The organism is Thiohalorhabdus denitrificans (assembly GCF_001399755.1).
GTDB classification, from domain to species: domain Bacteria; phylum Pseudomonadota; class Gammaproteobacteria; order Thiohalorhabdales; family Thiohalorhabdaceae; genus Thiohalorhabdus; species Thiohalorhabdus denitrificans.
Map to the genome: position 1 here is coordinate 307,218 of NZ_LJCP01000011.1, position 25,332 is coordinate 332,549.

General features: G+C 69.7%; 24 protein-coding genes. 11 read left to right on the forward strand and 13 right to left on the reverse strand.

Translation table 11 applies throughout. The features are described from left to right. Positions 1 to 31: 31 nt before the first annotated feature. From AN478_RS10915 to AN478_RS10925, 3 genes are all read left to right on the forward strand, one after another. Positions 32 to 1,147, forward strand: coding sequence for a methyltransferase domain-containing protein (locus tag AN478_RS10915; protein WP_054966636.1), 1,116 nt, complete (start codon positions 32 to 34; stop codon positions 1,145 to 1,147). Between the two features lie 34 nt (positions 1,148 to 1,181). Next, complete coding sequence (locus AN478_RS10920) at positions 1,182 to 1,637, forward strand: rhodanese-like domain-containing protein (protein WP_074471250.1); 456 nt, start codon at positions 1,182 to 1,184, stop codon at positions 1,635 to 1,637. A 259-nt stretch (positions 1,638 to 1,896) separates the two neighbouring features. After that, the gene (locus tag AN478_RS10925) at positions 1,897 to 2,685 is read left to right on the forward strand and encodes a sulfite exporter TauE/SafE family protein (protein ID WP_054966637.1); all 789 of its coding nucleotides are present in this window, start codon (positions 1,897 to 1,899) and stop codon (positions 2,683 to 2,685) included. Positions 2,686 to 2,767: 82 nt separating this feature from the next. Here the strand turns inward: AN478_RS10925 and AN478_RS10930 are convergent, their stop codons facing one another. From AN478_RS10930 to AN478_RS10960, 7 genes are all read right to left on the reverse strand, one after another. Next, positions 2,768 to 2,971, reverse strand: a complete 204-nt coding sequence (locus AN478_RS10930) for a CopZ family metallochaperone (protein ID WP_054966638.1) — start codon at positions 2,969 to 2,971, stop codon at positions 2,768 to 2,770. 35 nt (positions 2,972 to 3,006) lie between these two features. Next, positions 3,007 to 5,523, reverse strand: a complete 2,517-nt coding sequence (locus tag AN478_RS10935) for a heavy metal translocating P-type ATPase (RefSeq protein ID WP_054966639.1) — start codon at positions 5,521 to 5,523, stop codon at positions 3,007 to 3,009. A 112-nt stretch (positions 5,524 to 5,635) separates the two neighbouring features. Continuing rightward, positions 5,636 to 6,034, reverse strand: a complete 399-nt coding sequence (locus AN478_RS10940; RefSeq protein WP_176758735.1) for a heavy metal-responsive transcriptional regulator — start codon at positions 6,032 to 6,034, stop codon at positions 5,636 to 5,638. A 178-nt stretch (positions 6,035 to 6,212) separates the two neighbouring features. Further along, a complete protein-coding gene (locus AN478_RS10945; RefSeq protein WP_054966641.1) occupies positions 6,213 to 6,827 on the reverse strand; it encodes a class I SAM-dependent methyltransferase in 615 nt (204 codons plus the stop codon). Beyond that, positions 6,811 to 7,305 carry a hypothetical protein gene (locus tag AN478_RS10950; RefSeq protein ID WP_054966642.1) on the reverse strand — a complete coding sequence of 165 codons (495 nt, stop codon included), beginning with the start codon at positions 7,303 to 7,305 and terminating at the stop codon, positions 6,811 to 6,813. Before AN478_RS10950 ends, AN478_RS10945 begins: the two co-directional genes overlap by 17 nt. A gap of 27 nt (positions 7,306 to 7,332) precedes the next feature. After that, entirely contained in the window at positions 7,333 to 7,572 is a 240-nt protein-coding gene (locus AN478_RS10955) for an SHOCT domain-containing protein (RefSeq protein WP_054966643.1), read from the reverse strand. Between the two features lie 111 nt (positions 7,573 to 7,683). After that, positions 7,684 to 8,607: a DMT family transporter gene (locus AN478_RS10960; RefSeq protein WP_054966644.1), complete on the reverse strand. Its 924-nt coding sequence runs from the start codon at positions 8,605 to 8,607 to the stop codon at positions 7,684 to 7,686. A 128-nt stretch (positions 8,608 to 8,735) separates the two neighbouring features. On the opposite strand from AN478_RS10960, the gene AN478_RS10965 reads away from it, so the two are divergent. The 8 genes from AN478_RS10965 to AN478_RS11000 all read left to right on the forward strand — a co-directional run bounded on the left by AN478_RS10965 (position 8,736) and on the right by AN478_RS11000 (position 17,201). Beyond that, on the forward strand, positions 8,736 to 9,443 hold the full coding sequence (locus AN478_RS10965; protein WP_054966645.1) for a DsbA family oxidoreductase: 708 nt from the start codon (positions 8,736 to 8,738) through the stop codon (positions 9,441 to 9,443). Between the two features lie 68 nt (positions 9,444 to 9,511). Further along, the gene (locus AN478_RS10970) at positions 9,512 to 10,738 is read left to right on the forward strand and encodes an amylo-alpha-1,6-glucosidase (RefSeq protein ID WP_176758722.1); all 1,227 of its coding nucleotides are present in this window, start codon (positions 9,512 to 9,514) and stop codon (positions 10,736 to 10,738) included. A gap of 90 nt (positions 10,739 to 10,828) precedes the next feature. Next, on the forward strand, positions 10,829 to 11,236 hold the full coding sequence (locus AN478_RS10975) for a hypothetical protein (RefSeq protein ID WP_054966647.1): 408 nt from the start codon (positions 10,829 to 10,831) through the stop codon (positions 11,234 to 11,236). A 237-nt stretch (positions 11,237 to 11,473) separates the two neighbouring features. Next, the gene (locus tag AN478_RS10980) at positions 11,474 to 13,273 is read left to right on the forward strand and encodes a copper resistance system multicopper oxidase (RefSeq protein ID WP_054966648.1); all 1,800 of its coding nucleotides are present in this window, start codon (positions 11,474 to 11,476) and stop codon (positions 13,271 to 13,273) included. 18 nt (positions 13,274 to 13,291) lie between these two features. Beyond that, positions 13,292 to 14,086 carry a copper resistance protein B gene (locus AN478_RS10985; RefSeq protein WP_054966649.1) on the forward strand — a complete coding sequence of 265 codons (795 nt, stop codon included), beginning with the start codon at positions 13,292 to 13,294 and terminating at the stop codon, positions 14,084 to 14,086. Between the two features lie 69 nt (positions 14,087 to 14,155). Further along, positions 14,156 to 14,389 carry an SHOCT domain-containing protein gene (locus AN478_RS10990; protein WP_054966650.1) on the forward strand — a complete coding sequence of 78 codons (234 nt, stop codon included), beginning with the start codon at positions 14,156 to 14,158 and terminating at the stop codon, positions 14,387 to 14,389. A gap of 42 nt (positions 14,390 to 14,431) precedes the next feature. Then, positions 14,432 to 16,519 carry a copper-translocating P-type ATPase gene (locus tag AN478_RS10995; protein ID WP_054966651.1) on the forward strand — a complete coding sequence of 696 codons (2,088 nt, stop codon included), beginning with the start codon at positions 14,432 to 14,434 and terminating at the stop codon, positions 16,517 to 16,519. Between the two features lie 154 nt (positions 16,520 to 16,673). Then, on the forward strand, positions 16,674 to 17,201 hold the full coding sequence (locus AN478_RS11000) for a Spy/CpxP family protein refolding chaperone (protein ID WP_054966652.1): 528 nt from the start codon (positions 16,674 to 16,676) through the stop codon (positions 17,199 to 17,201). 118 nt (positions 17,202 to 17,319) lie between these two features. Here the strand turns inward: AN478_RS11000 and AN478_RS11005 are convergent, their stop codons facing one another. From AN478_RS11005 to AN478_RS14155, 6 genes are all read right to left on the reverse strand, one after another. Then, a complete protein-coding gene (locus AN478_RS11005; RefSeq protein WP_054966653.1) occupies positions 17,320 to 20,421 on the reverse strand; it encodes an efflux RND transporter permease subunit in 3,102 nt (1,033 codons plus the stop codon). Between the two features lie 204 nt (positions 20,422 to 20,625). Then, on the reverse strand, positions 20,626 to 22,278 hold the full coding sequence (locus AN478_RS11010; RefSeq protein WP_176758721.1) for an efflux RND transporter periplasmic adaptor subunit: 1,653 nt from the start codon (positions 22,276 to 22,278) through the stop codon (positions 20,626 to 20,628). Then, complete coding sequence (locus tag AN478_RS14150) at positions 22,223 to 22,522, reverse strand: hypothetical protein (protein WP_054966655.1); 300 nt, start codon at positions 22,520 to 22,522, stop codon at positions 22,223 to 22,225. Before AN478_RS14150 ends, AN478_RS11010 begins: the two co-directional genes overlap by 56 nt. A 171-nt stretch (positions 22,523 to 22,693) precedes the next feature. Continuing rightward, complete coding sequence (locus tag AN478_RS11020; protein ID WP_054966656.1) at positions 22,694 to 23,044, reverse strand: DUF3147 family protein; 351 nt, start codon at positions 23,042 to 23,044, stop codon at positions 22,694 to 22,696. A gap of 33 nt (positions 23,045 to 23,077) precedes the next feature. Further along, entirely contained in the window at positions 23,078 to 24,292 is a 1,215-nt protein-coding gene (locus AN478_RS11025) for a TolC family protein (RefSeq protein WP_074471249.1), read from the reverse strand. 73 nt (positions 24,293 to 24,365) lie between these two features. After that, positions 24,366 to 25,331, reverse strand: a complete 966-nt coding sequence (locus tag AN478_RS14155) for a M56 family metallopeptidase (protein WP_054966658.1) — start codon at positions 25,329 to 25,331, stop codon at positions 24,366 to 24,368. Between the last annotated feature and the right edge of the window lies 1 nt (position 25,332).

The following is a 25,332-nucleotide window of genomic DNA, read 5'->3' on the forward strand; positions in this document are numbered from 1 at the left end:
CCCGGCCGATAACTGCCACGAGGAGACCGCGATGAGCGCCCACGATCCCGTCATGGACCGTTACTCCCGGGGAGCCCAGGCCGTGGAGCCGGCGCTGTGCTGCCCCACCGACTACGACCCCGCCCTGCTGGAGGCCCTGCCCGCCGAGATCCTGGAGAAGGACTACGGCTGCGGCGACCCCTCCCGCTATGTGTGCGAAGGCGACACGGTGCTGGACCTGGGCGCCGGCGGCGGCAAGATCTGCTACATGGCCGCCCAGCTGATTGGGCCCGAGGGCCGGGTGATCGGCGTGGACGCCAATGACGACATGCTGGCCCTGGCCCGCAAGTACCAGCCGGAGATGGCCGAGCGCCTGGGCGGCGACCGGGTGGAATTCCGCAAGGGCCGCATCGAGGACCTGGGACTGGACCTGGAGGCCCAGGATCGCCGCCTGGCCGAGCACCCGGTAGGCACCAGCGCCGATCTGGCCGACCTGGAGGCGTGGCGGGAACGCCAACGCGCCGAGGCGCCGCTGGTGGCCGCCGATTCGGTGGACCTGGTGGTCTCCAACTGCGTCCTCAACCTGGTGCGCGATACCGACAAGGAGCAGCTGGTGCGGGAGATCCACCGGGTGCTGCGCCCGGGCGGACGGGTGGCCGTCTCCGACATCGTCAGCGACGAGCCGGTGCCGGAGTCCCTGAAGGCGGACCCGGAGCTGTGGAGCGGCTGCATCAGCGGCGCCTTCCAGGAGGAGGACTTCGCCGCCGCCTTCGCCCGCGCCGGCTTCGCCGCCATCCGCTACGACAAATGGGACGCCGAGCCCTGGCAGGTGGTGGAGGGCATCGAATTCCGCTCCGTCACCCTCACCGCGGTGAAGCCCGAGACCGGGCCCTGCCTGGATTACGGCCACGCGGTGGTCTACCGGGGACCCTTCGCCAGCGTCACCGACGACGAGGGCCACATCTTCCCGCGGGGGGCGCGCATGGCGGTCTGCGAGCGCACCTTCCGCCACCTTACGGAGGGTCCCCAGGCCGCCGACTTCATCGGCATTGCGCCCGCCGAGAATGGCGAGCCGGCCACCTTCTGCGCCCCGCCGGGCACCCGGCGTGCCCCCGCCGAGACCAAGGGCGGCGGCCACGCCGGGGGTGGAGGCGGCTCCTGCTGCTAGCCCGCCCCTTGCCCCAACCCGCAAAGGAAGCCCCATGAACCGCAACATGCTCCGTCACGCCCTCCCCGCCGCCCTCCTCCTGGGCGCGCTCGGCCTGGCCACGCCGGCCCAGGCCGGCGACGACGCCGTGGAGGCCGCGCTGGGCGACCACTTCGCCTTCGAGTCCTACAGCGGAGGCGGCGTGCGTCCCGAGCAGATCACCCCCGACCTCTGGGAGCGCTTCGTGGTGATCGACACCCGCGACGCCGGTCAGTACGAGGAGGACCACATCCCCGGCGCCGAGCACATTGAATGGCGCCAGGTCCTCAACGAGCGGGACCGGATCCCCGAGGACGAGCCGGTGCTCCTGTACTGCAACACCTCCAGCCTCTCCGCCCAGGCGGCTCTGGCGCTCCGCATGACGGGCTACGACAACGTCAAGATCCTGGCCGGCGGCTTCGACGCCTGGAAGGCCAAGGGCGGCTTCGAGGCCTACAAACAGGCGGAGTGAGCAACCCCCTGCGGAGGCGCTCCCCCTGCCCACGGCGGCGGGAGCGGGCGGCCGGGGCCGTGCGACTGTCCGTGGGTCACTCCACTACCCGCGGGGACGTGGAGCGGGCCGCCACGGCCCTGGTCCTCGCCCACGCGGAGCTGACGTAAGGAATCGACGCCAACCAACCGCAAGCGGAGCGACCGGAGCGGAAGGTTGCGCGCGGCCCAATGTTCAACTAGTCTTTTGAGTATTTGATAGTCCCAACCCGAGTTCCGCCATGTCCCTTTCCGCCATCATCGCCGGTCTGGCCACCGGCATCGTCCTGGGCATCTTCGGCAGCGGCGGCTCCATCATCACCACGCCCGCCCTGCTGTACCTGCTGCATGTGGAGCCCAAGTCCGCCATCGCCATGAGCCTGGGCATCGTGGCCATCACCGCCACCCTCGCCGCCGCCCAGCATTATCGTAAGGGCAACGTAAACCCCAAGGTCACCCTGGTGTTCGGGGCCTTCGGCATCCTCGGCACCTATGCGGGCGCCCGGCTGGGTGTCTTCACCCCGGTAGTGATCCAGCTCGGCATCTTCGCCCTGGTGATGTACGCCGCGGCCTGGCGCATGCTTCGCCCCGCCCAGCCCCGCCAGCAGCACCAATCCGTCGGTGCAGCGTCGGTGGAGGAAGGCGCCTTGGAGAACATCCGTTACGGACATATCGCCGTCCACGGCGTGGCCGTCGGCGTCCTGACCGGACTGGTGGGGGTCGGCGGCGGCTTCCTCATCGTGCCCGCCCTGGTGCTGCTGTCGGGGCTGGGCATGAAGCAGGCGGTGGGGACCTCCCTGGCCATCGTGGCGATCAAGTCCTACGCAGGCTTTTTCGGCTACGCCGGCGACGTGCCCATCGACTACCAGCTCATGGGCGTGTTCACCGCCGTGGCCATCGCCGGCAGCTTCGCCGGCACCTGGATCGGCCACCGCATCTCCAGCGGCAGCCTCAAGAAGGGCTTCGCCGTATTCCTGCTGCTGGTGGCCACCTACATCCTCTACGACCAATTGGCAGCCGGCATGGCCTGATGGCCGCCAGACCCGGCTTGCAACGACATCGGGCCCGGATCCTCCCGATCCGGGCCCCATCCGCTCGGCCGTCTGGCGGGACTTAAGCCACCTCGGCCTGGTAGCCCTCCTCGGCCACGGCCTTCAGCAGGGCGGAGGGATCCGCCGTTCCCGTCACCTCGGCCTTGCCCTCCTCGAGGGAGACCTCGGCGCGTTCCACGCCCTCCACCTCCTCCAGGGCCTCCTTCACGGCGTTGACGCAGTGGCCGCAGGTCATGCCCGTCACCTTCAGGGTGGTACCCGCCATTGTCATGCTCCTTTGGTTCGTCTCATTGGTGGTAATCAGGCGGCCCGCGCCGGGCTAGGGGCGCCCGGCGCCTCCGCGGCTGGGGCGGACCCTTCCGCCACGGGCAGCCGGACCGGCCGCAGGCGCCGCAGCCGCAGGCTGTTGGAGACCACGAACAGGCTGGACAGGCCCATGGCCAGGCCCGCCGCCATGGGGTTCAGGGTCCAGCCCAGGGCCGGGTAGAACACCCCGGCCGCCAGCGGGATCAGGGCCACGTTGTAGGCGAAGGCCCAGAACAGGTTGCCGCGGATGGTGCCCAGGGTGCGGCGGGCGGTGTCCAGAGCGGTCACCACCCCGTCCAGGCTGCCGCGCGCCAGGGTCACGTCCGCCGCCTCGATGGCGATGTCGGTGCCGGTGCCCACCGCCACGCCCACCTCGGCCTGGGCCAGGGCCGGGGCGTCGTTGATGCCGTCGCCCACGAAGGCCACCCGCCGGCCCTCGCCCTGCATGGCCTCCACCGCCTCGGCCTTGCCGTCGGGCAGCACCTCGGCGCGCACCTCGTCGATGCCCGCCCGCCGGGCGATGGCCTCGGCGGTGGCGCGGTTGTCGCCGGTGATCATGGCCACGCGCAGGCCCCGGTCGCGGAGGGCGGCAACCGCGGCGGCCGCCTCGGCCTTGAGGGGATCGGCCACCGCCAGCACGGCCCGCACCGTACCATCCACCGCCAGGTACATGGGCGTCTTACCCTCGGCGGCCAAGGTCGCGGTGCGCTCCGCCCAGGGCCCGGCGTCCACGCCGGCGTCCTCCAGCAGCCGGCGGCCGCCCACCAGAACCGTCTGATCGTCCACGGTGGCGCGCACCCCGTGGCCGGGCACCGCGGCAAAATCCGCCGCCTCGGGCAGCTCCAGGCCCCGCTCGGCGGCCGCCTCGCGCACCGCGGCGCCCAGGGGATGCTCGCTGCCGGCCTCCACGGCCGCGGCCAGGCGCAGCGCGCCCGCCTCGTCGCCCTCGGACTCCAGGTCGGTGAGCCGGGGGCGGCCCTCGGTGAGGGTGCCGGTCTTGTCGAACACCGCGGTGTCCACGCGGGATAAGGCCTCCAGGGCCTCGCCCTTGCGGAACAGCACGCCCAGCTCCGCGGCCCGGCCGGTGCCCACCATGATGGCCGCCGGCGTAGCCAGGCCCATGGCGCACGGACAGGCCACCACCAGCACCGCCACGGCGCTCACCAGCGCCAGGGTGATGGCGGGCGCGGGGCCGAAGGCGAGCCAGGTCAGGAAGGTCAGCGTGGCCACCACCAGCACGGAGGGGGTAAATACCCGCACCACGCGATCGGCCAGCCCCTGGATGGGCAGCTTGGCGCCCTGGGCCCGCTCCACCATGCGGATGATCTGCGCCAGCACCGTGTCGCTGCCCACCTGGGTGACCTCCAGGCGCAGGACGCCGTGCTGGTTCACCGTGGCGCCCACCACCTCGTCGCCGGCCGACTTGGCCACGGGGGCCGGCTCGCCGGTGAGCATGGACTCGTCCACGTAGCTGCTGCCCTCGGTGACCCGGCCGTCCACCGGGATGCGCTCGCCGGGGCGCACCACCAGCAGGTCGCCGGTGCGCACCTGGCTCACCGGCACCTCCTCCTCGCGGCCGTCGCGCAGCACCCGGGCCTGCTTGGCCTGCAGGCCCACCAGCTTGCGGATGGCCTGGCTGGTGCGCCCCTTGGCCACCTCCTCCAGGTACTTGCCGAACAGGATCACGGTGACGATCACCGCCGCGGACTCGAAATAGAGGCCGCGCGCCTCCGGGGGGAACAGCCACGGCGCCACCACCACGCCCGTGCTGTAGAGCCAGGCGGCGCCGGTGCCGGTGGCCACCAGGGAGTTCATGTCCGGGGAGAGGTGGCGGTAGGCCTGGAGGCCCGGGCCCCAGAAGCGCCGGCCGGGGCCGGCCAGCACCAGGGTGGTCAGCACCAGCTGCACCCATTCCCAGGTCCCCGGCCACGGCGCCGCGGCGGCCAGCAGCCCGTGCAGGCCCGGAATCACCATGTGCCCCATGGCGAGCACCAGCACCGGCACGGTGAGCGCCGCGGCCAGCCACACCTCGCGGCGCAGCCCGGCCAGGGAGCGGGCGCGGCGGGACTCGGCGTCCTCGCCGGCGGCCTCCCCCTCCAGGGGCCGGGGCTCGTAGCCGGTGCGGCGGATGGTCTCGGCGATTGCATCCGGGGAGACGGTCTCCGGGAAGTAGCGCACCGTGGCCCGCTCGGTGGCCAGGTTGACGGTGGCCGCCACCACGCCGGGCAGCTTGTTCAGCTTGCGCTCCACCCGCGACGAGCAGTTGGCGCAGGTCATGCCGCCCACGCCGATCTCGTACTCGGCGATGAGCGGCGTGTAGCCGGTATTGCTGACGGTTTCGGCGATCCGCTCGGCGTCCACCGCTTCCGGGTCGTACCGGACCGCGGCCCGCTCCGAGGCCAGGTTGACGCTGGCCTCGGAGACCCCTTCCAGGTTGTTCAGGGCCCGCTCCACGCGCGAGGAGCACGAGGCGCAGGTCATGCCTTCGATGCCCAGGTCCAGCTCTTTCATGCGTTTCCCTCCATGGGGAGCAAGCCGCCCATTGATTCAGCAGCGATTCGCAACGTGCCCATTTAGATGTCGCGACCTGGAGGTCGCTCCTACAGGACTCCGTTCCGGCTTTCTACTCATCATCCCGGTTCAGGGCCCCGAGGATGGGGCAGTCCGCCGTGGAACCGTGCCCGGGGCACTGCTCGAACAGCGCTTGCAGCCCGTCGCGCAGGTGCTCCAGATCGCGGATGCGGGCCTCGATGTCGGCGATCCGCTGGTCGGTGAGCGCCTTCACCTCGCCGGCATCCGCATGGGGGTTGTCGGACATGGCCAGCAGCTCCGCCACCTCGTCGAGGCTGAAGCCCAGCGCCTGCGCCCGCCGGATAAAGCGCAGCCGCTCCCGCGCATCCTCGCCATACAGGCGGTAGCCGGATCCGGACCGCCCACTCGGCGTCACCAGGCCCCGGCGCTCGTAGTAGCGAAGGGTTTCCGTGGCCAAGCCCAGCTCGCCCGCCAGCTGGCCGATGGTCATGGTGCTCAAGGGCCTGCCCTCCATGTGCCGGATTACACCTTACAACTAGTTGTAAGCTTGAGACCCAGGGTGCGTCAAGGAGTTCCCGCCCGGATACCGGCCACGAGGAATGCTGTCGCTGGTGGGCTTCGGGGGCGAACGGCGGCTGTTACGCCTTTATGGCGGGAGCAGCTACACCCTAGGGGACCCTGCAAACGAGGCGCTTGACGATGTCCCGGAAAAGATCCGTCTCTTCTTCGACCATCAGGCCCGCCTCCCGTATGTTCCCCACCGTATCCCGGTTGATGTTGGGGCCGATGGTGTGCAGCACCAGGGGGTTCAGGCGGTCGAACAGGGGCCCCAGCAGGGGCCCGCCGGGGCGCACATGCTCGAGCAACAATACCCGGCCGCCCGGTCGGACCACCCGAGCCAACTCACACAGGCCGCGCACCGGGTTGGACACGGAGCAGAAGAGGAAGGTGGCTAGTACCTCATCAAAGGTATTGTCCGGAAATCCCAAATGCTCCACGTCCATGACGAGGCGCTGCACCGGGGAACGGACTGGTTTCCTGCGGGAGCGTTCCAGCATGCGCGAGCTGAGGTCCACCGCCGTAATCGTCAGACCGGACCCGTAGAGGGGCAGGTTCTTGCCCGTGCCCACCCCCGCTTCCAGCACCGCTGGGCCCTGCACCCGCGCCACCAGGTCCTGCCGCCAGGCCGCCATGGCCAGCACCTCCATGGGCCCTTCGAACCATTCATATACCGGGGCCAGCCGGTCATAGCGCCGGCGTACCGGGTCAAGGCGATTGCGCATGGGCCCGCTCCAGGATTCGCAAGTATCCCACCAGAACCGGCGGGATCAGCACCCACTGCAGGAAAGGGGTGGCACCCACCTCCAGGCCGGGCAGAAGCGGCATGAGCTCCGTATAGGCCCAATTGCCGCGAACCTGCACATTCCAGATCTCGCTGAACACGGTGTAGGCGGCACCCAGGAAAATGAACAGACCCGCGCCCACCAGGAACCGAAGCGGGGCCTCCGCCAGCCAACGTCGGCTCCCCAGAGCCAGGGCGGAGAGCTCGAAGGCGCCGAGCAGGATGAGCAGGTCCCCGAAGGTACAGTGCACCAAGGCGAAGAGGCTGTACCCCCAGGAGGCCTGATGCCAAACCGTGTACAGCGGGAACTGGGCCACCTCCCAGAGGAGCTCCAGGGGGAGACCCAGCCCCAGGAGCCGAGCCTCCGGGATCCGCGAGAGGGCCCGAAGACGCCCGGCAACCGGCACCTCCCCGCTCATGGGTGAATACGGCTCGGGACCGGCCGGTCAGGCATTCAGGTCCTCTTTCTTTTGCAGGTATTCCTCCCGGTCGATCTCACCGCGGGCATACCGCTCCTCCAGAACCTCCAGGGCCCGGTGACTGCGCTCCTCATTCCGCGGCCGCCCGCCATTGGACACCGCCAGCCAGCGCACCAGGGCCGCAATGCCCAGGATCACCAGAATCCAGAACAGGATCATGAAGATCCCGCCAACCCCCCACATCCAGAAACCGTCGTGTCCATACATAGCATTACCCTTCCTGGTCCTCCGGCAACCGGACCGGGGCCATCGGAATCGCCGCAATGCCAATAGCTCCTCCGGCCAGGCAGCCCCGGGAGCAATTCCACGGAGCCGGTATCAGGCCATCTTTGCGCATTGGTCCGGATGCACAGCCTGGTCCTCACGGCCCCGCGACATCTCATAGGTGAGCCAGAATCCAGCGCCGAGGAGCAGGGCACCGCCATAGATCATGTTCAGGGAGGGGGCCTCGCCGAAGATCAGGTAGCCCAGCAAGGCCGCCACCACGGGGGAGACGATGATGTCCACCAGCGAATAGGCATTGGCCCGGAGCCGCTTCAGCACGATGGAGATGCCGAAATAGGCAAAGCCGGTGGAGATGATTCCCAGGCAGGCCGCCCACAGCAGCACCGGCAGCTCCGCCCCGAGCGCGGGATACGGGACCATGGCCGTGGCGGCCCCGGAGCCGAAGAAGAACGGCGCGGGCAAGAGCAGCAGCGCCCCCACCAGCATGGACCAGGCGATGTCGTTGCCCGCCTCGGTTTTCCCCTCGTGGCGCATGTAGGTAACCATGGCCGCATAGACGGCGCCGTCGGCGAGCGCCACCAGGTTGCCCGCCATGTTTCCGCCTTCCAGGGGCTTTGCCAGCACGATCCCCGCGATGGCCACGGCGAAGATCAGGAGGTAGCTCTTGCGCGCCTTCTCGCCGAGAAAAAGCGCCGAGAAGATGAAGGTGAAGAATGGCGCGACGCTCCAGAAGATCACCACGTTGGCGATAGGGGCCAGGGTCATGGCGAAGTTGAAGACACTGATCTGCAGGGCGATCAGGGCCCCGATAACCGCCGTATCCTTCAGGTTCCCCTTGGGAAAGCGCGGAGCCTGCCCGGTAGCCAGCGGCATGGCCGCCATGAGGAAGGCCGCGGCGAAGGCCAGCGCATAGAAGTTGAGCGTCTGGATGGGGATCCGCCCGTCAACGAGCTTCACGAAGACGCCGATGGTCGCCTCGGAGAACGTGATCAGCAGGAGCAGGAGAAGGGTTTTCATGGTCGTCGCTTGCCCTTTGCCGTGCAGCGGCCGGTAGCGGGACCCAGGCAACCGCCGCTGGAAAAAAGCGTCCAAGGAAGCGCACGCTTTTCGGGTGACATGCGCGCATTCCACCCTGGAGCACCAGCATGACCGAACAGATCGTCACCATCGAACACTTCAGCGATGTCCTGTGCATCTGGGCCTACGGCGGGCAGGTGCGGCTGGACGAGCTACGGCGCCAGTTCCCCGAGGAGGTGGCCGTCACCTACCGCTTCATCCCCCTGTTCGGCGACACCCGGCAACGGATCGGCGAAGGCTGGCGGGAGCGCGCCGGCTATGCCGGCTTCGGCGACCACATTCGGGAAGTGGCCGCGGGCTGGGACCACGTGGAGGTCCACCCCGGGGTCTGGCGGGAGGTGGCCCCCGCCTCCAGCGCCTCCCCGCACCTGTTCCTGAAGGCGGTCCAGCTGCTGGAGGAGCGCGGTGAACTGCCCGCGGGGCCGATGGACGAATTCCAGGGCCGCAGCTTGTTCGAGCAGACCGCCTGGGAGCTGCGGCGACGCTTCTTCGCGAAGGCGGAGGACATCGCCCAGCGGGAGGTGCAGGATGCCGTGGCCGAGACCTTGGGCCTGCCCGTGGAGCGCATCCGCGCCCTGAGCAACTGCGGAGACGCCCATGCCGCCCTGCATGCGGACCTGGAGCTGCGGGACCGCTATCAGGTCCCCGGCAGTCCCACCTTCGTGCTGAACGGCGGCCGGCAGCGGCTGTTCGGCAATGTGGGCTACCGCATTCTGGAGGCCAACGTCCGGGAGCTGCTCCACAACCCCCAATCCGGTGAGGCAAGTTGGTGCTGAACGGCGGGGACTAAGGGGATCTTTCCAAGCCCCTCCAGAACCCGTTGCATTGATTGAGGGAGGCCACCATGGCGGACACCGGCTACCGCAAGGCCCTGGAGCTGCTTCAGGCCTGCACCTGTTCCTACGGCTTCCTGGCCAGTCCGGTGAAGCGGGCCAACTACCGGCGCGTCTGGGCGCGGGACGGGGTCATCCTGGGGCTCGCGGCCCTGATGAGCGGCGATGAGGACCTGGCCCACACCTTCCGCCGGACCCTGGAGACCCTGGCCCGGTACCAGGGGCGCCACGGGGAGATCCCCAGCAATGTCGACCCGGAAGCGGACCGGACCAGCTACGGCGGCACCACCGGCCGGGTGGACGCCGACCTCTGGTTCGTCATCGGTTGCGGCCAGTACTGGCAGGCCACCGGCGACGAGGCCTTCCTGGAGGCGGTTTCCCCGACCCTGGAGCGGGTCCAGTTCCTGCTCGGTGCCTGGGAATTCAACAACCGCGGGCTGCTCTACGTCCCGCTTACCGGGGACTGGGCGGACGAATACCTGCAAAACGGCTATGTGCTCTACGACCAGCTCCTCTACCTGCGGGCGCAGTGGGAACTGGCGCGGATTCACCGCGAGATGCACGGGTCCGCTGATCATCCTTTGGAGGAACGAATGGCCCGGCTCCGGCATTTCATCCGGGCCAATTACTGGTTCTTCGATGGAGAAACCGAGCCGCCGGCCGATGCCTATCACGAAATCCTCTGGGAGAAGGGCCGGGAGGCGGCTTGCTTTTGCCACGGCAGGCACTGGCTGCCCTTCTTCTCCCCCTCGGGATACGGCTACCGCTTCGATGCCTTCGCCAACATCCTGGCCTCACTAACGGGCGTGGCCGATGACGCACAACGGGAAGCCGTGGACGACTATGTAAGCAACCTGCTCCCGGCGGACATGCCGCTGGTTCCCGCCTTCCACCCGGTGATCACCCCGCGCGACGAGGAGTGGGAAGACCTGCAGATGACCTTTTCCTACGCCTTCAAGAACCAGCCGTACGAGTACCAGAACGGCGGGCTCTGGCCCATGCTGTCCGGTTTTTACGTAGCCGATCTGGCCCGGCGCGGCCGCTCTGAACAGGCCCAAAGGATCCTGGCCGCCATCGATCAGGCTAGTGCCCTGCCCATGGATGGGGAGCCCTGGTCCTTTCCCGAGTATGTGCACGGCCGGGAGCTGACCGCCGGCGGTAATCGTTTTCAGGGCTGGAGCGCGGCCGGGGCAGTCATCGCCCACCACGCCGTGGCGGGCCAGCCCGTTTTCCGGTAGACCAGCCCCGGTGAGGGAGCCTGGACACCCTGGCGGTCGCCATGGTTAGGATGCAGGGAGCCCCTGGCGGACTTTTCAGGGGGAGTTCGCATGGCTGGTTGGCGTCACCACCATCTGACTCGGCAGCTGATGACCCTCTGGGCCGTTTTCTGGATGGCCCTGGCGGCCCCGTGCGTCATTGCCGGCACCCCCGACCACCATCCCTGGGCCAATACCCAGCAAGAGAGCCCCTCCGGCCACCAGCAGGCCTCCGGACCTATTCCCCACGGGGAGCCCGACGCCCTCGTTTGTCTTCATGACTGCAACCAGGTGGCCATCAAGGGGAGCAGCGACCTGTTCTCCCCCGCCTCCCCAGAGGCGCTCTTTGCGGCTTGGCAGGCCCCGGCCGAGGTTTTCCAGACCGGATTTTCCGGCCAGCGCGCGAGACCGAGCCCGCACCGCAAACCCGACCACCCCCGGCCAGCCACCTTCCTCCTTATCCGGTCCTTCCTGATTTAACCCGCCCTTCGGGAAACCGGAAGCTACGGTTATCCGCTTTGGCCTTCCAGGGTTTCCCCCACTTCGGCCCTGACTGCTCCCCGCTTTATTGTGCTGCGGGTCTTTTAGCGACCGTACCCGCGCGGAGAAGAGCCTGCGGCGTCGGCAAGGCACCCGCGCAACGAAGCCGGGACTCCAGAGAAGAGCCTGTCGAAACCGACTTTTCCCCTCCTATCGGGCACTGCCAAGGAAATGAGCATGGATGACAAGCGGAAACCCGCCCCCTTTACCCGGCGCCAGTTCCTGCGGAGCACGACGGCCGCGGGGCTGCTTGCGGGGGTTCAAGGATTGTTTCCGGCCTTTGCCTGGAACCAGACCGGCAATCCCGTGGCGCCGCGCCGGCGCGAAGGCAATACCGATATCGTCGACATCACCATCGAGCGCCAGCGGATGGAGCTCGCCGGCGGCGAGGCCCATCCCATCACCATCAACGGCAGCGTCCCCGGCCCCATCATCCGCCTGCAGGAGGGCCGCAACGCCGTGCTGCGGGTGCACAACCGGCTCGACGAGGACACCTCCATCCACTGGCACGGCATCCTGCTGCCCTTCGAGATGGACGGCGTGCCCGGGGTGTCCTTCCCCGGCATCCCGCCCGGGGAGACCTTCGAGGCCCGCTTTCCGGTGAAGCAGAGCGGCACCTACTGGTACCACAGCCACTCGGGCCTGCAGGAGCAGCTCGGCCAGTACGGGGCACTGGTCATCGACCCGGCCGAGGAGGATTCCGGCACGCCCGATTACGACCGCGAGTATTCGGTGGTGCTGTCGGACTGGACCTTCGAAGACCCCCACGACGTCTTCCGCAAGCTGACCGTGGCGGAGGGCTACTACAACTACCACAAGCGCACGGTCTGGGACCTCTTCCAGGACGTGGAGCAGAAGGGCTGGCAGGAGACCTGGGCGGAGCGCACCGCCTGGGGCGACATGCGCATGAGCTCGCGGGACATGCTCGATGTCACCGGGGCCGCCTACACCTACCTGATCAACGGCCTCGGCCCCGAGGCCAACTGGACCGGCCAGTTCCGGCCCGGCGAGCGGGTCCGCCTGCGCTTCATCAACGCCTCCGCCATGACCTTCTTCGACATCCGCATCCCGGGGCTGAAGATGACCGTCATCGAGGCCGACGGCCAGCCGGTTGAGCCGGCGGCGGTGGACGAATTCCGCTTCGGCGTGGCCGAGACCTACGACGTCCTCGTCGAGCCCACGGAGGACCGCGCCTACACCCTGGTGGCGGAGGCCATGGACCGCTCCGGCATGGGCCGGGCGACGCTTGCCCCGCGCGCCGGCATGGCGGCCGAGATACCCGAGCTGCGCCCCACCCCCGGCCGCGATCTGGAGGACATGGGCATGGGCCCCGGCATGATGGATATGGGCGGCGGCTCCGGCTCCATGGAAGGCGGTGACGGAGGCGATATGGGCCACGGCGGCATGGGGGGTATGGGCGCCTCGGGCCCGCAGGACTGGGTGCTGAACGGGCGCAAGGTCATGCACGGCCCGGACAAGCACGGCGCCGGGGCCGCCATGGTGGCCATGAATCCGCAATACCGCCTGAGTGATCCCGGCGTGGGCCTGCAGGAGGTGGAGCACAAGGTGCTCACCTACGAGGACCTGAAGGCCCGGCGCCCCTACCCCGACCAACGCGAGCCGGAGCGGGAGATCGAGCTCCACCTCACCGGCAACATGGGCCGCTACATGTGGTCCTTCGACGGCGACCAGTTCTCCGACGCCGACGGCCCCATCCGTTTCCACCACGGCGAGCGCCTGCGGCTGATCATGGTCAACGACACCATGATGGATCACCCCATCCACCTGCACGGCATGTGGATGCACCTGGAGAACCGCCACGGCGGGCTGATCCCGCGCAAGCACACCATCGTGGTGAAGCCCGGCGAGATGCTGTCGGCCCAGATCCATGCCGACGCGGCGGGCTACTGGTTCTTCCACTGCCACCTGCTCTACCACCTGCACGCCGGCATGGCCCGCGTAGTCCATGTCGCCTAACGGATCGGGGATCCCATCATGAGGAGCGACAATCGCATCACGCGCCTGGCCACCTGCCTTTCCCTGGCCGGGCTGCTGCTGGCCGGGCCGGCCGTCGCCCCGGCGGACGGCCAAGCCGAATACGCCAAGGAACGGGGCTGGGAGGCCCCAGTGGACGACCACGCCTGGACCGGCCGCCTGCTGTTCGACCGCCTGGAGTACGCGCGTGGCGAGGACGAGGACACCGTGAACTATGAGGCCACCGGCTGGTACGGCGGCGACTTCCACCGCGTCTGGCTCGAGGTGGAGGGCGAGAACGTGGTGGACCCCGCCGGCGAGGGCGGCCACCTGGAGCAGACGGATCTGCTCTACGGCCACCTGATCTCCCCCTTCTGGGACCTCCAGGTGGGCGGCAGTTACGAGCTTGAATACGGCCCCGGACCCAACCGGGAGCGCTTCTCGGCGGTACTGGGCCTGCAGGGCCTGGCCCCGCAGTGGTTCGAAGTGGACACCAATCTGCGGGTCTCCGAGGACGGCGACGCCTCCGCCGACCTGGAGGTGGAATACGACCTGCTACTGTCCCAGCGCACCGTCCTGCAGCCCCGTTTGGAGACCGCCTACGCCTTCAGCGAGGTGGAAGAATTCGGCGTCGGCGAGGGGCTCACCAACGTGAAGCTGGGCCTGCGCCTGCGCTATGAGATCTTCCGGGAATTCGCCCCTTACATCGGCGTCTCCTGGAATCGTAAGTTGGGAGATACGGCGGATCTGGCGGAGGCGGAAGGCGGGGACGCCACCCGCTTTACCACCTTGGCCGGGGTTCGCGTGTGGTTCTGAAAGCGGGCCAACCAACCGGCCAACGCCGAGGAGGCCCTGGAAAGGCCTCCTCCCCAGGAGGAAGCAGGCATGATGGGAATGGAAGGATTCGGGGCCGGCGGCCCCTTCATGCTGCTGGTCTGGATATTGCTGATCGTGGCGGTCATCTTCCTCGTTCGCGGGATGATGTCGGGCTACCCACAGGATAGGGCTGACAACCGCTCCGGCCGTAACCGGGCGCGGGAGATCCTGGAAGAGCGCTACGCCAAGGGCGAAATCGATCAGGAGGAGTACCGGCGCAAGCGGGAGGACCTGGAGGAGTAATTTTCTCGCGGGGAACTTTTAACCGGCCAACCGGAGGGCCTCATGAGCGATCCCGCCCCCTCTGCCCAAGCCACGCGCCATAACCATGCTTCTCAGCCCGCCAACGAGCAAGGGCACGGCAACCAGGACCATTCCGGCAACGGCCACCATAACCACGGCGCCATGATCGCCGACTTCCGGCGCCGCTTCTGGGTGTCGCTGGTGCTGACCGTGCCCATCCTGGCGCTGTCGCCCATGATCCAGTCCTTCGTCGGCCTGGAAGGGATGCTCGCCTTCCCCGGCGACCGCTATCTGCTGTTCGCCCTGGCCGCCGGGGTCTTCTTCTACGGCGGCTGGCCGTTCCTCTCCGGCCTGACCGCCGAGCTCCGGCAGGGCCAGCCGGCCATGATGACCCTCATCGGCCTGGCCATCACCGTGGCCTTCGTCTACTCCGCGGCGGTGGTGCTCGGCCTGGAGGGGGAGGTCTTCTTCTGGGAGCTGGCCACCCTGGTGGACGTCATGCTGCTGGGCCACTGGATCGAGATGCGCTCGATCATGGGCGCCTCCGGCGCCCTGGAGGCGCTGGTCCGGCTCATGCCCGCCACCGCCCTCCGGATCGGCCCCAACGGCGAGACGGAGGAGGTGCCGGTGGACCAGCTCGCCGCCGGGGACCGGGTGCTGGTGCGGCCCGGCGAGAAGGTCCCCACCGACGGGGTCATCCAGGAGGGCCGGTCGAGCCTCGACGAGTCCATGCTCACCGGCGAGTCGAAGCCGGTGGGCAAGGGCCCGGACGACGAGGTCATCGGGGGCGCGGTGAACGGCGAGGGCGCCCTCACCCTGGAGATCCGCAAGACGGGGGCCGACACCTACCTCTCCCAGGTCATCGAGATGGTGCGCCAGGCCCAGGAGTCGCGGTCCCGCACCCAGAACCTGGCCGATCGCACGGCGGCCTGGCTCACCTACATCGCCCTGACCGTGGGGGCGGTCACCCTGGCCGCCTGGCTGACCGCCGGCTACGCCTTCGACTTCTCCCTGGAGCGCATGGTTACGGTCATGGTGATCACCTGCCCGCACGCCCTGGGCCTGGCCGTGCCCCTCGTGGTGGCCGTCTCCACCACCAAGGCCGCCGCCAGCGGCCTGCTCATCCGCGACCGCGCCGCCTTCGAGCGGGCCCGCGACCTGGACGCCATCGTCTTCGACAAGACCGGCACCCTCACCGAGGGCCGCTTCGGCGTGCGGGAGGTGGTGCCCCTGGGCGACCTCGGCGCCGACGAGGTCCTGGCGCTGGCCGCCGCCCTGGAGGGGCAATCGGAGCACCCCATCGCCCGCGGGGTGGCTGAGGGCGCCCGGGCGCGCGGCCTTGACGTTCCGCAGCCGCGGGACTTCCGCAACCTGCCGGGCGAGGGGGTGGAGGCCCAGGTGGACGGCGCCACGGTCCGGGTGGTGAGCCCGGGCCATGTGGAGCGCCTGGGGATCGAGGTCGCGGACGAGCGCCCCGAGCGGCTGGCCGCCGAGGGCAGCACGGTGGTCTATGTGCTGCGCGGCGAAGACCTTGTGGGCGCCATCGCCCTGGCGGACATCGTCCGCGAGGAGTCGCGCGAGGCCATCGACCGCCTCAAGGCCATGGGCATCCAGTGCATGATGCTCACCGGCGACTCCAAGGAGGTGGCCCGCTCGGTGGCCAACGAGCTGGGCCTGGACGACTACTTCGCCCAGGTGCTGCCGGACCAGAAGGCGACGCGGATCCGCCAGGTGAAGGAGCGCGGGCTGACCGTGGCCATGGTGGGCGACGGCGTCAACGACGCCCCGGCCCTGGTGGAGGCCGACCTGGGCATTGCCATCGGCGCCGGCACCGACGTGGCCGTGGAGTCGGCGGACATCGTGCTGGTGAACTCCGATCCCCGCGACGTGGCGGCGGTGGCCGAGCTCTCCGCCGCCACCTACCGCAAGATGCTCCAGAACCTGTGGTGGGCGGCGGGCTACAACATCGCAGCCATCCCGCTCGCCGCCGGGGCCCTCTACTGGGCAGGCATCCTCTTGGCCCCGGCGGTGGGGGCGGCGGTGATGTCCGCCTCCACGGTGATCGTGGCGGTCAACGCCAAACTTCTGGAGCGCTTCCGGCCCAGGGGCGGGGACGCCGCGGCGGCCTGAGCGGCTGGAGAACGGTAAACCCACGGCCGGAACGGAACCCCCACCTAAAAATTCTGGACCGCGGGCAACCGCCGCCTCCATGGTGGAAGGAAACGTTTCAACCTTCCTTCCCTACTCAGCCATCCAACCACCTGGAAACCATAGGAGCCCGACCATGAACGCGAAACTAGGCAACGCCCTCACCGTGCTGGGCACCGCCGCCGCCCTGACCCTTTCCGGACCCGTCCTGGCCAACGAGCACGGCGGCCACGGCAAGATGGGCGGCGGTCATGGGATGATGATGGACGGTGGCGGCAAGGGCATGATGCCGGGCGACAAGATGATGAAGGTCATGCACGCCCTGGATCTCGACGAGGAACAGGTCCAGGAGATGACCGACATCCACAAGAAGCTCGCCGAGCATATGGCGGGCACCAAGGTGGAGATGCAGCAGCTGCGCTGGCAGATGGGCCAGGAGATGCGCAAGGACGAGCCCAGCCCCGAGGAGGTGGGCCGGATTCACGATCAGATCTCGGCGAAGAAGAAGTCCATGCTCCAGGAGAAGGTCCGCACCCGGAACGAGATGATGGGCATCCTCTCCGAGGAGCAGCGCGAGAAGCTGAAGCAGATGAAGCAGCGCATGCACAAGAAGCACATGGGAGGCGGGGGCAAGCACGGCTCCAAGCATAAGGACAAGAACTAGCGGTCCCGCCTATCCCCTCCTGCGCCCTGGCATTTTCCCGGGGCGTTGCCGTCCTTGCTCCGCCGGTTAACTTGTCGCCTTCCTGCCACCGACCCCGCACCAGTTGGCCCCAACCGGATCAGACCCGCTCTTCCCGGGATTGCCGACCCGCCGCCCCGAAGCGAAGGTACAGCGCCGGCAGCACCACCATGTTAAGCACGGTGGAGGACAGCAGCCCGAACAGGATCACCATGGCCATGGGCGCCTGGATCTCGCTGCCGGGCTGGCCGGCGCTTAAGGCCAGAGGGAGCAGCCCCAGGCCGGCGGACAGGGCGGTCATCAGGATCGGCACCAGCCGCTCCAGGGTGGCGCGGCGCACCGCCTCCAGCGGGCCCTCGCCCTCCTGCCCGCGCAGGGTGTGGATGTGGCTCACCAGCATGACGCCGTTGCGCGTGGCGATGCCGAACAGGGCGATGAAGCCGATCAGGGTGGCCACCGAGATTACCCCGCCGGCCGCGAACAGTCCCGCGATGCCGCCGATCAGGGCCAGCGGCAGGTTGACCATGACCAGCGCGGCGTCGCGCGCCGAGTCGAAGGCCACATAGAGCAGCAGGAAGATTCCCGCCAGCACCACCGCCCCCATCCACAGCAGGGCACGGGTGGACTCCTGGGCCGCCTGGAACTGACCGCCGTACTCGATGCGGTAGCCGGGGGGCAGCTCCACTTGGGCTGCCACGGCATCCTGGGCCTCGCGCACCACGCCCACCAGATCGGATTCGGAGACATTGGCGATGACGATCATCTTGCGCGCCACGTCCTCCCGCAGGATGGAGTTCGGCCCGCGCGTCTCGCGGATGTCGGCGAGGGCGTGTAGGGGCACCTGGGTGCCGTCGGCGGTGGTGATGGGCGCCTCGCCGATGGCGTCGCGGTCGCCCTTGGCGGACGGCGGCAGACGCACCACCAGGTCGAAGGCCTGCTGGCCTTGGAGCACCCGCGACACGGTGGTGCCGGTGAAGGCGGTGCGCACCGCCCGGCCCACCTCGCCCGTGGTCAGGCCGTGGCGGGCGATGGCGTCGCGGTCGTAGTCCACGGTGAGGAAGGGGATCTGCGCGCGCGGCTGGCGCGCCAGGTCCACCACCCCTGGCACCCCTTCCATGACGCCCTGCACCTCCTTGGCCAGGTCCCGCAGCCGGTCCAGCTCGGGCCCGAACAGCTTCACGGCGATGTTGGCCCGGGTCCCGGAGAGCATGTGGTCGATGCGGTGGGACAGAGGCTGGCCGATGACCACGTTGGTCCCCGGCACCGCCTTCAGCTCCTGGCGCAGGTCGGCCAGCAGATCCGCCTTGGGGCGGTCGCCCAGATCCAGGGAGACGTCGATCTCGCTGGCGTACACCGCTTGGGCGTGGGGGTCCAGCTCCGCCCGGCCTGTGCGCCGCGCGGTGGAGGTCACCTCCGGGTGCTCCAGGAGGATGGCCTCCACCATGCCGCCGAGCCGGTCCGATTCCTCCAGCGCGGTGCCCGGCCGGGTCACCACGCTGACGGTGAGCGAGCCCTCGTTGAACTCCGGCAGGAAGGACTGCCCGGCCCAGGTCAGGGCCGCCCCGGCCCCGGCGAGCACCAGCAGGGAAGCGGCGGTCAGCGCCCGCCAGCGATGCAGGGTGGCATCGAGGAGCGGGGCGAAGGCCCGCTTGGTGCGCTCCACCATGCGCGGCTCCGAGCCGCGCTTCACGGTCCGGGAGAACGGCAGAGTGACGCTGGCCAGGGCGGGCGTCACGGTGATCGCCACCAGCAGGGATGCGGCCAGGGCCACGATGTAGGCGAAGCCCAGCGGCCCCATGAAGCGGCCCTCGATGCCGGGCAGGAAGAACAGCGGGGTGAACACCAGGATAATGATGAAGGTGGCGAAGACGATGGAGCCCTGGATCTCGCGCGTGGCGTCCCCCACCACCCGGATGGCGGGCCGGCGCTCGCCCTCCGGGCGGGCGGTGTTCTCCCGCTGGCGGCGGACGATGTTCTCCACCACGATGATGGCGTCGTCCACCACCGCGCCGATGGCGATGGCCAGGCCGCCCAGGGTCATGGTGTTGAGGGTGCCGCCCAGCCCGCGCAGGGCGAGCACCGCCGCCACCAGGGACAGCGGGATGGCCACCAGGCTCACCAGCCCGGCGCGCAGGCTGACCAGGAACAGCAGGACCACCGCCACCACCAGGATGGCGCCGTCGCGCAGCGCCTCCAGCAGGTTGTCCACCGCGGTGTGGATGAAATCCGCCTGGCGGAACAGATCGGTCTTGAGGTTCACCCCTTCCGGCAGGTCGGTGCGCAGCGCCTCGATCTCCGCATCGAGTCGCTCGGTAAGGGCCAGGGTGTTCACCCCCGGCTGCTTCTGGACGCCCAGGACCACCGCCGGCTCGCCGTTGCGAGAGCCGGTGCCGCGTACCGGGGCAGCACCGACGGTCACCTCGGCCAGATCGCGGACCTTGATGGGGTGGCCGTCGCGGCTGGCCACCACCGTGTTGCCGATGTCGTCGGGGTCAGACACCCGGCCCAGGCCGTGGATCAGAAGCTCGCGACCGCTGTCCACGTAGAAGCCGGCGGAGACGTTGCGGTTGGTGTCGCCAACCGCCTCGACCACCCGGTTCAGGCCCACGCCGTGGGCGGCCAGCCGCTCGGGCTGCACCTGCACCTGGTACTGCTTGACGTCGCCACCGATGGGGATCACCTGGGCCACGCCCGGCACCGCCAGCAGACGCCGGCGCACCGTCCAGTCGGCGGCCGTGCGCAAGGCCATGGGGTCGGCCTCGCCGGTCACCGCCAGGAACATTACCTCGCCCATCACCGAGGTCACCGGCGCCAGGGTGGGCTGCCCTGCCCCCGGCGGCAATGCCTCGCGCACCCCCTGCAGCTTTTCGGACACCACTTGGCGCGCCCGGTAGATGTCCGTGCCCCACTCGAACTCCACGGTCACCACCGAGATCCCCACGCCGGTGGAGGAGCGGATGCGGCGCACCCCCGCCGAGCCGTTCAAGGCCGTCTCCACCGGATGGGTGACCAGGCGCTCCACCTCGCGGGGCGCCATGTCGTGGGCCTCGGTGACCACGGTAACCCGGGGGGCGGTGAGCTCGGGGAAGACGTCCACGGGGCTGCGCATGGACTCGTAGACCCCCCACCCCATGAGCAGGGCGGCCCCCACCAGCACGAACAGCCGGAACTGCAGGGACCATTGGACGATTCGGCCAATCATGGCGATTCCTTAACGGGGATGCGGAAAGGTGCGGCGGGCGGCTTGCCGTTGTAGGAGCGACCTCCAGGTCGCGACCTTCCGAAGCGGGGCCGCCAGTCCTGGAAAACGCTCCCACGCAGCCAGGCTCATCGGCGAAACTGAGTCGCGGTCTGGAAACCGCTCCAACACCATGCCCACCAGGGTGGTCCTGGTGCGGGAAACGACCTAGTGCGCATGCCCGTGGCCAGCGCCGGTATCGCCGGTTGCGGCCAATCGGACCAGGTAGCTGCCCTGGGTCACCACCCGCTCGCCGGGCGCCAAGCCGCTGGTTACCGCCACGTAATCCCCGTCCTGCATGCCCAGGGTCACCGGGCGGCGGGCGAAGGATTCGCCGCCGGCCTGGACGTAGACCACCGCCTCCCCGGCCTCCCGCTGCACCGCCGCCTTCGGTACGGCCAGGGCCTTGGTGGCCTCTCCGGTCCAGACCCGCACCGCGGCGCTGGTGCCGGCGCGCAGGTCGCCGGGGTTGGGTAGGGCGAAGGTGACGGGCACGGTGCGGGTGGCCGGATCCACCGTCTGGCCGGCGGAAAGCAGGCGGGCGCCGGCGGCGGTATCCACCTTGAGGGCCCGTGATTGCCCCGTGGGCGTGACCCAGGCCCCGGTGGGCTGGGGTAGCCGGCTCGCTTCCGCCTCCGGGACCCGGGCCACCAGCCACAACCGGCGGCGGTCCACCACCCGCATCAGGTCGTCCCCCTCCCGCACAGAGGTACCCGGCGTAGCGCGCAGCTCGGCGACCCGGCCCTCGGCCCCGGCGAGCACCGGCACCCCGGCAGGCCCGTCGCCCTCCCCCTTTTCCGGCTGGTAGGCGGCCAAGCGCTGGCGGGCCGCCTCCAGCCGGGCGCGGGCCACCCGAGCCCGGGAGCGGGCCTCGGCCACCCGGCGCTCGGACACGGCGTCTTTGGCCAGCAGTCCCTCCAGGCGCCGCCGTTCGCGGCGGGCCATGCGGAATTCGGACTCGGCTTCGGTCACCGCCAGGCGCAGGGTGGCCAGGTCCGTCCCGGTGCCCAGGCGCGGCACGATGCGGGCCAGCACCTCCCCGGCAGCCACCTGCTGCCCGGCCTCGGGGAAGCCCCCCTCCGGGGCCTCCAGCCGCCCAGGGACCGGGGCGGTAACCCTGCGGTCGCCGCTCGGGGCCGCCCGCAGGGTGCCGGTGGCCGGCACCGTGGCACGCAGGCGGCGCTTGGTGGCCACCGCCGTGCCGAAGGGCAGCCGCCACTGCTGCTCCTTGAGGAAGGTGATTTCCCCCTCTTCGCTCCCAGACTGGTCCTCGGGCACCTCGGCGCGGCTGGCATGGACCCGGACGCCCTCCAGCCGGTGCACGGTGCGCCGGTCGCCCTCCTCCCAGGTCAGGACCATGGTGAAGACCCCCGGCTCGCGGGGCTTGACCTCCGGGGTGTACAGGCCGTCCCGGGTGGGCCTCCCCACCCGGAAGCCGGCAACCATCTTTCCGTCGCGGTTCAGGGTGACGGTGAGCCGGCCCGAATCCACCGGCTTGTAGCCGTCCAGCCAGGTGAGATGGGCGGCCAAGCGGGAGGTCTTGCCGGCCACCAGCACCGGATACTCCACGAACAGCTCGGTGGCGTCGTTGAATCGGGTCACCACCCGGCTGGGCCGTTCGGGGACCGCCGCGCCTCCGTCCTCGGCGGCGTGGTCGTGACCGCCTTCCTCGCCGCCGTGGGAATGCCCCGAGTCGCCATCACAGGCGGCGAGGAGCACCGCCAGCAGCCCGGGGAGCAGGATCCCCAGGCGGCGGACGAACCGCTCAGTGGTCATGGCCATGCCCGTCGGCATCCCGATGCGCATGCTCGTCGTGGTCATCCCCGGACTCGCCCTGCTCGTGGCCGCTGTGGCCTTCTTCGTGCGCGTAGTCGCCGTGGGCCTCTCCGACCTCGCCCGGACCCTGGTCCTCCCCCGCGTAGAAGGCTTCCGTTTCGGGCGCATCGCTCGCCCCGGATTCATGGCCATGGGCGTGGCCGCCGGAATGGTCGTGGCCCTCCCCGGCGACGGCGGTACCGGTGCTCAGGGCGATGGCAAAGAGGCTAATCAAGAGGCTATGCTTCATGGGTTACTCCCGTTTCGGGTGAGATTGAAGAGGCCGCACGGCGGGCCGGTTGGCCCCACAGGATCTTCGGTATCGAGCAATCGCCCGCTAAAGCGGGCTCCTACACCGGCCTTTTTTAAGGCTGGGGGCTTTCAAAACCTTTCTGGAGCAAAACACTCCTTGTCCCCCTGCTCAGAGCCGGATGCCGAAGCGGGCTAGCACCAGGACCATGCCCCCGTAGGCGAGGGCCGTCGCGGCGATGGCCATGACCAGGCCCAGGGGGAAAGGCACGCCCCGGTGAAGCAGCCACGGGAGAAGCACAAACAGCACCAGGGAGGGCAGCACCAGCCAGGCCACGCTGGTGGCAAGGGCGCTGACCTTGCCCACGTCCCCGGTATCCACATACAGCCAGACCATGGCCAGCACGGACGTAATGGGGACCGAGGCCAGGATGCCCCCGACCAGGGAGCTCCGCTTGGCCACCTCGGAAATGGCGACCACCAGAATCGCGGTGATCACCGCCTTGATCAGGTAATAGCCCACTGCCCCTTTCCCCGGATCTCGGCTGTACAGGAACTACGGACGGGAACCGGCGGTGCGCACCAGATCTATCCAGCTCGCCCGGGCGGCACGCGCCATCTCCAGGGCGCGCAAGCGGGCATCGAGCTGGCCGCGGTAGGCATCCAGCAGCTCCAGGATGCCCAGCTCCCCGGCGCGGTAGGCAGTCTCCGCGATCTCCGTCACCTCCCGGGACTTGGCCAGGGCCTGCTGCCGGAACTCGGTGGTGGCCTCGTCCAGCTCCCGCGTCTGCCGCCACAGGCCGCCCACCCGGGCTCGGGCCTGCTCGAGCAGCCGCCGGTAGCGGGCCTCGGCCCGGGTCTGGCGGGCGCTGGCGGCAGCCGCCTGCGCCTGGCCCCGGTCGAAGACCGGCATGGGAAAGGCCAGCTCCAGTAGCGGCCCGCCCCCTTCCGCCCCGGGCTGGTCCACCGTGGTGTAGCCCAGGCCCACGGTGGGGTCGGGGATCCAGGCCCGATTCGCCGCCCGCCGGCTGAGCCCGGCGGCGCGCGCCTCGGCCTGGAGGCGCCGCAGGTCCGCCCGCCGGTTCAGCGCCTCCCGGTAGCGGGCCAGGGAGGCCACCTCCCCGGGACGCAGGGTTCCCGCCACCTTCTCCGGCAAGCTGGCGGATTCGGGCAGCAGGGCCCGCAGGGCGGACCAGGCGCGCGCCCGCTCGGCCCGGGCCTGACGTAATTGGGCGCGCAGCGCCGCCCCCTCGCGCTCCAGCCGGCGCTGGTCGTACCCGGAGGCGGCCCCGGCCCGGCGCCGCTCGGCGACGATGCCGGCCACCCGGTCGAGGCGCTCGAGGCTCTCCTGCAGGGCCGCCACCCGCCGCCGCTGGGCCAGCACCACAAAAAAGCGCTCCCGGACCCGGGCCCGGTGCTCCAGGCGCGTCCAGGTGTTGCCCCGCCGCACGCCCTCGGCGCGGGCACGGGCCGCCCGGGTCCGCAGGCCGCGCTGGCCGGACAGGTCGAACTCCTGGGATAGGCTGTAGAAGCGTTGGGTGGTTTCGCTGCCGTCCGCCGAGAAGCGCTCCTGGGAAAGGTTCAAGCGCGGATTGGGCCACAGCGACGCCTCGAGGGCCCGGCTCTCCGCCAGCTCCACCTCCGCCTGGAGCTCCCGCTGCAGGGGGGCGTACTCCTCGGACAGACTAAGGGCCCGCTCGATAGTAAGCGCCGAGCCCGCCCCAACCGCTGCCGTGCTCGGACCCAGGCCAGCGAGCAGGAGAAGCCCCACGGCCGAAAACCGACCTATGATCGGTTTTTTGGTCGTGGCGAAAGAAATTCGGGGTCCGCCCATGTGGCTTCCTCTAGAGGTGGCCCAGGAGGGTTTCCAGGCCGTGGTGGAACTGCGGAGAAAAGGAGAGTGCCGCCAGGGCGAGCCCCACCAGGGCGGAGCCCGTTCCCCGCCAAGGTTGAAGGCCGGCGGGGACATCCTCCAGGAGCGCCTGTACCCGGGCCTCCAGGGGATCCCCCGTGAACCCCGGCCCCGGGGCGGGAACGGGGCGCATGCGGGCCACTGCCAGCAGCGCCTCGGCCACCGTGACCCGATCGCCCACGGTTCGAGCGGCCGCCTCGTCGGCGGCGCGCTCCACGGCCAGTCCGAGCTCCCGGTACAACGCCCGGCCGGTACCCGGGAGGTGCAGGACCGTGCCCAGCCGCGCCAAAACCAACCGCAGGGGGTCCCGGCGAAGCCGATGGGCGGCCTCGTGGGCCCGCACCGCTCGGTCCTGCTGGGGAGAAAGGAGGTCCAACAGCCCACGGGAGAACAGCACGTTGGGCCGCAGCAAGCCCACCGTGGCGGCTACGGGCTGGGCAGTTTCCAGGATCCGGGTCGGCCCCTGGCGCTCCTCGCGGGCCACCCTCCGCAGCGTCCGCCACGGTCGATTGGCCCGCTCCAGCACTCGCACCTTGTACACCCCGCCCAAGGTCAGGCCCGCGGCCAACAGGCCCAGCAGGGCCCACGCCCCGGGGACCTCCGGCGTGGTGCCGGGGTGCAGCAGGCAGAGGTGGCTGTGGTGGGTACCGTGCAGCAGGCAGTGGTCGGCCGTCAGGCCCAGCGCGGCCGAGACAGAAGGAGCGACCACCACGGCCACCGCCATCAGCCCGGCCAGCAGGGGGAGGAGCGCCCAGACCAGCAACAGATTGGCCTGCTGCTCCACGGGCATTCGTTGCAGCAAGCCCAGGACCCTGGGCCGAACAAGCTGGCTGAGGGCCGCGGCCACTGCTCCAGCCACCAGCCCCACCGCCGCCAGGATCAGGATCAAGGAGGGCATG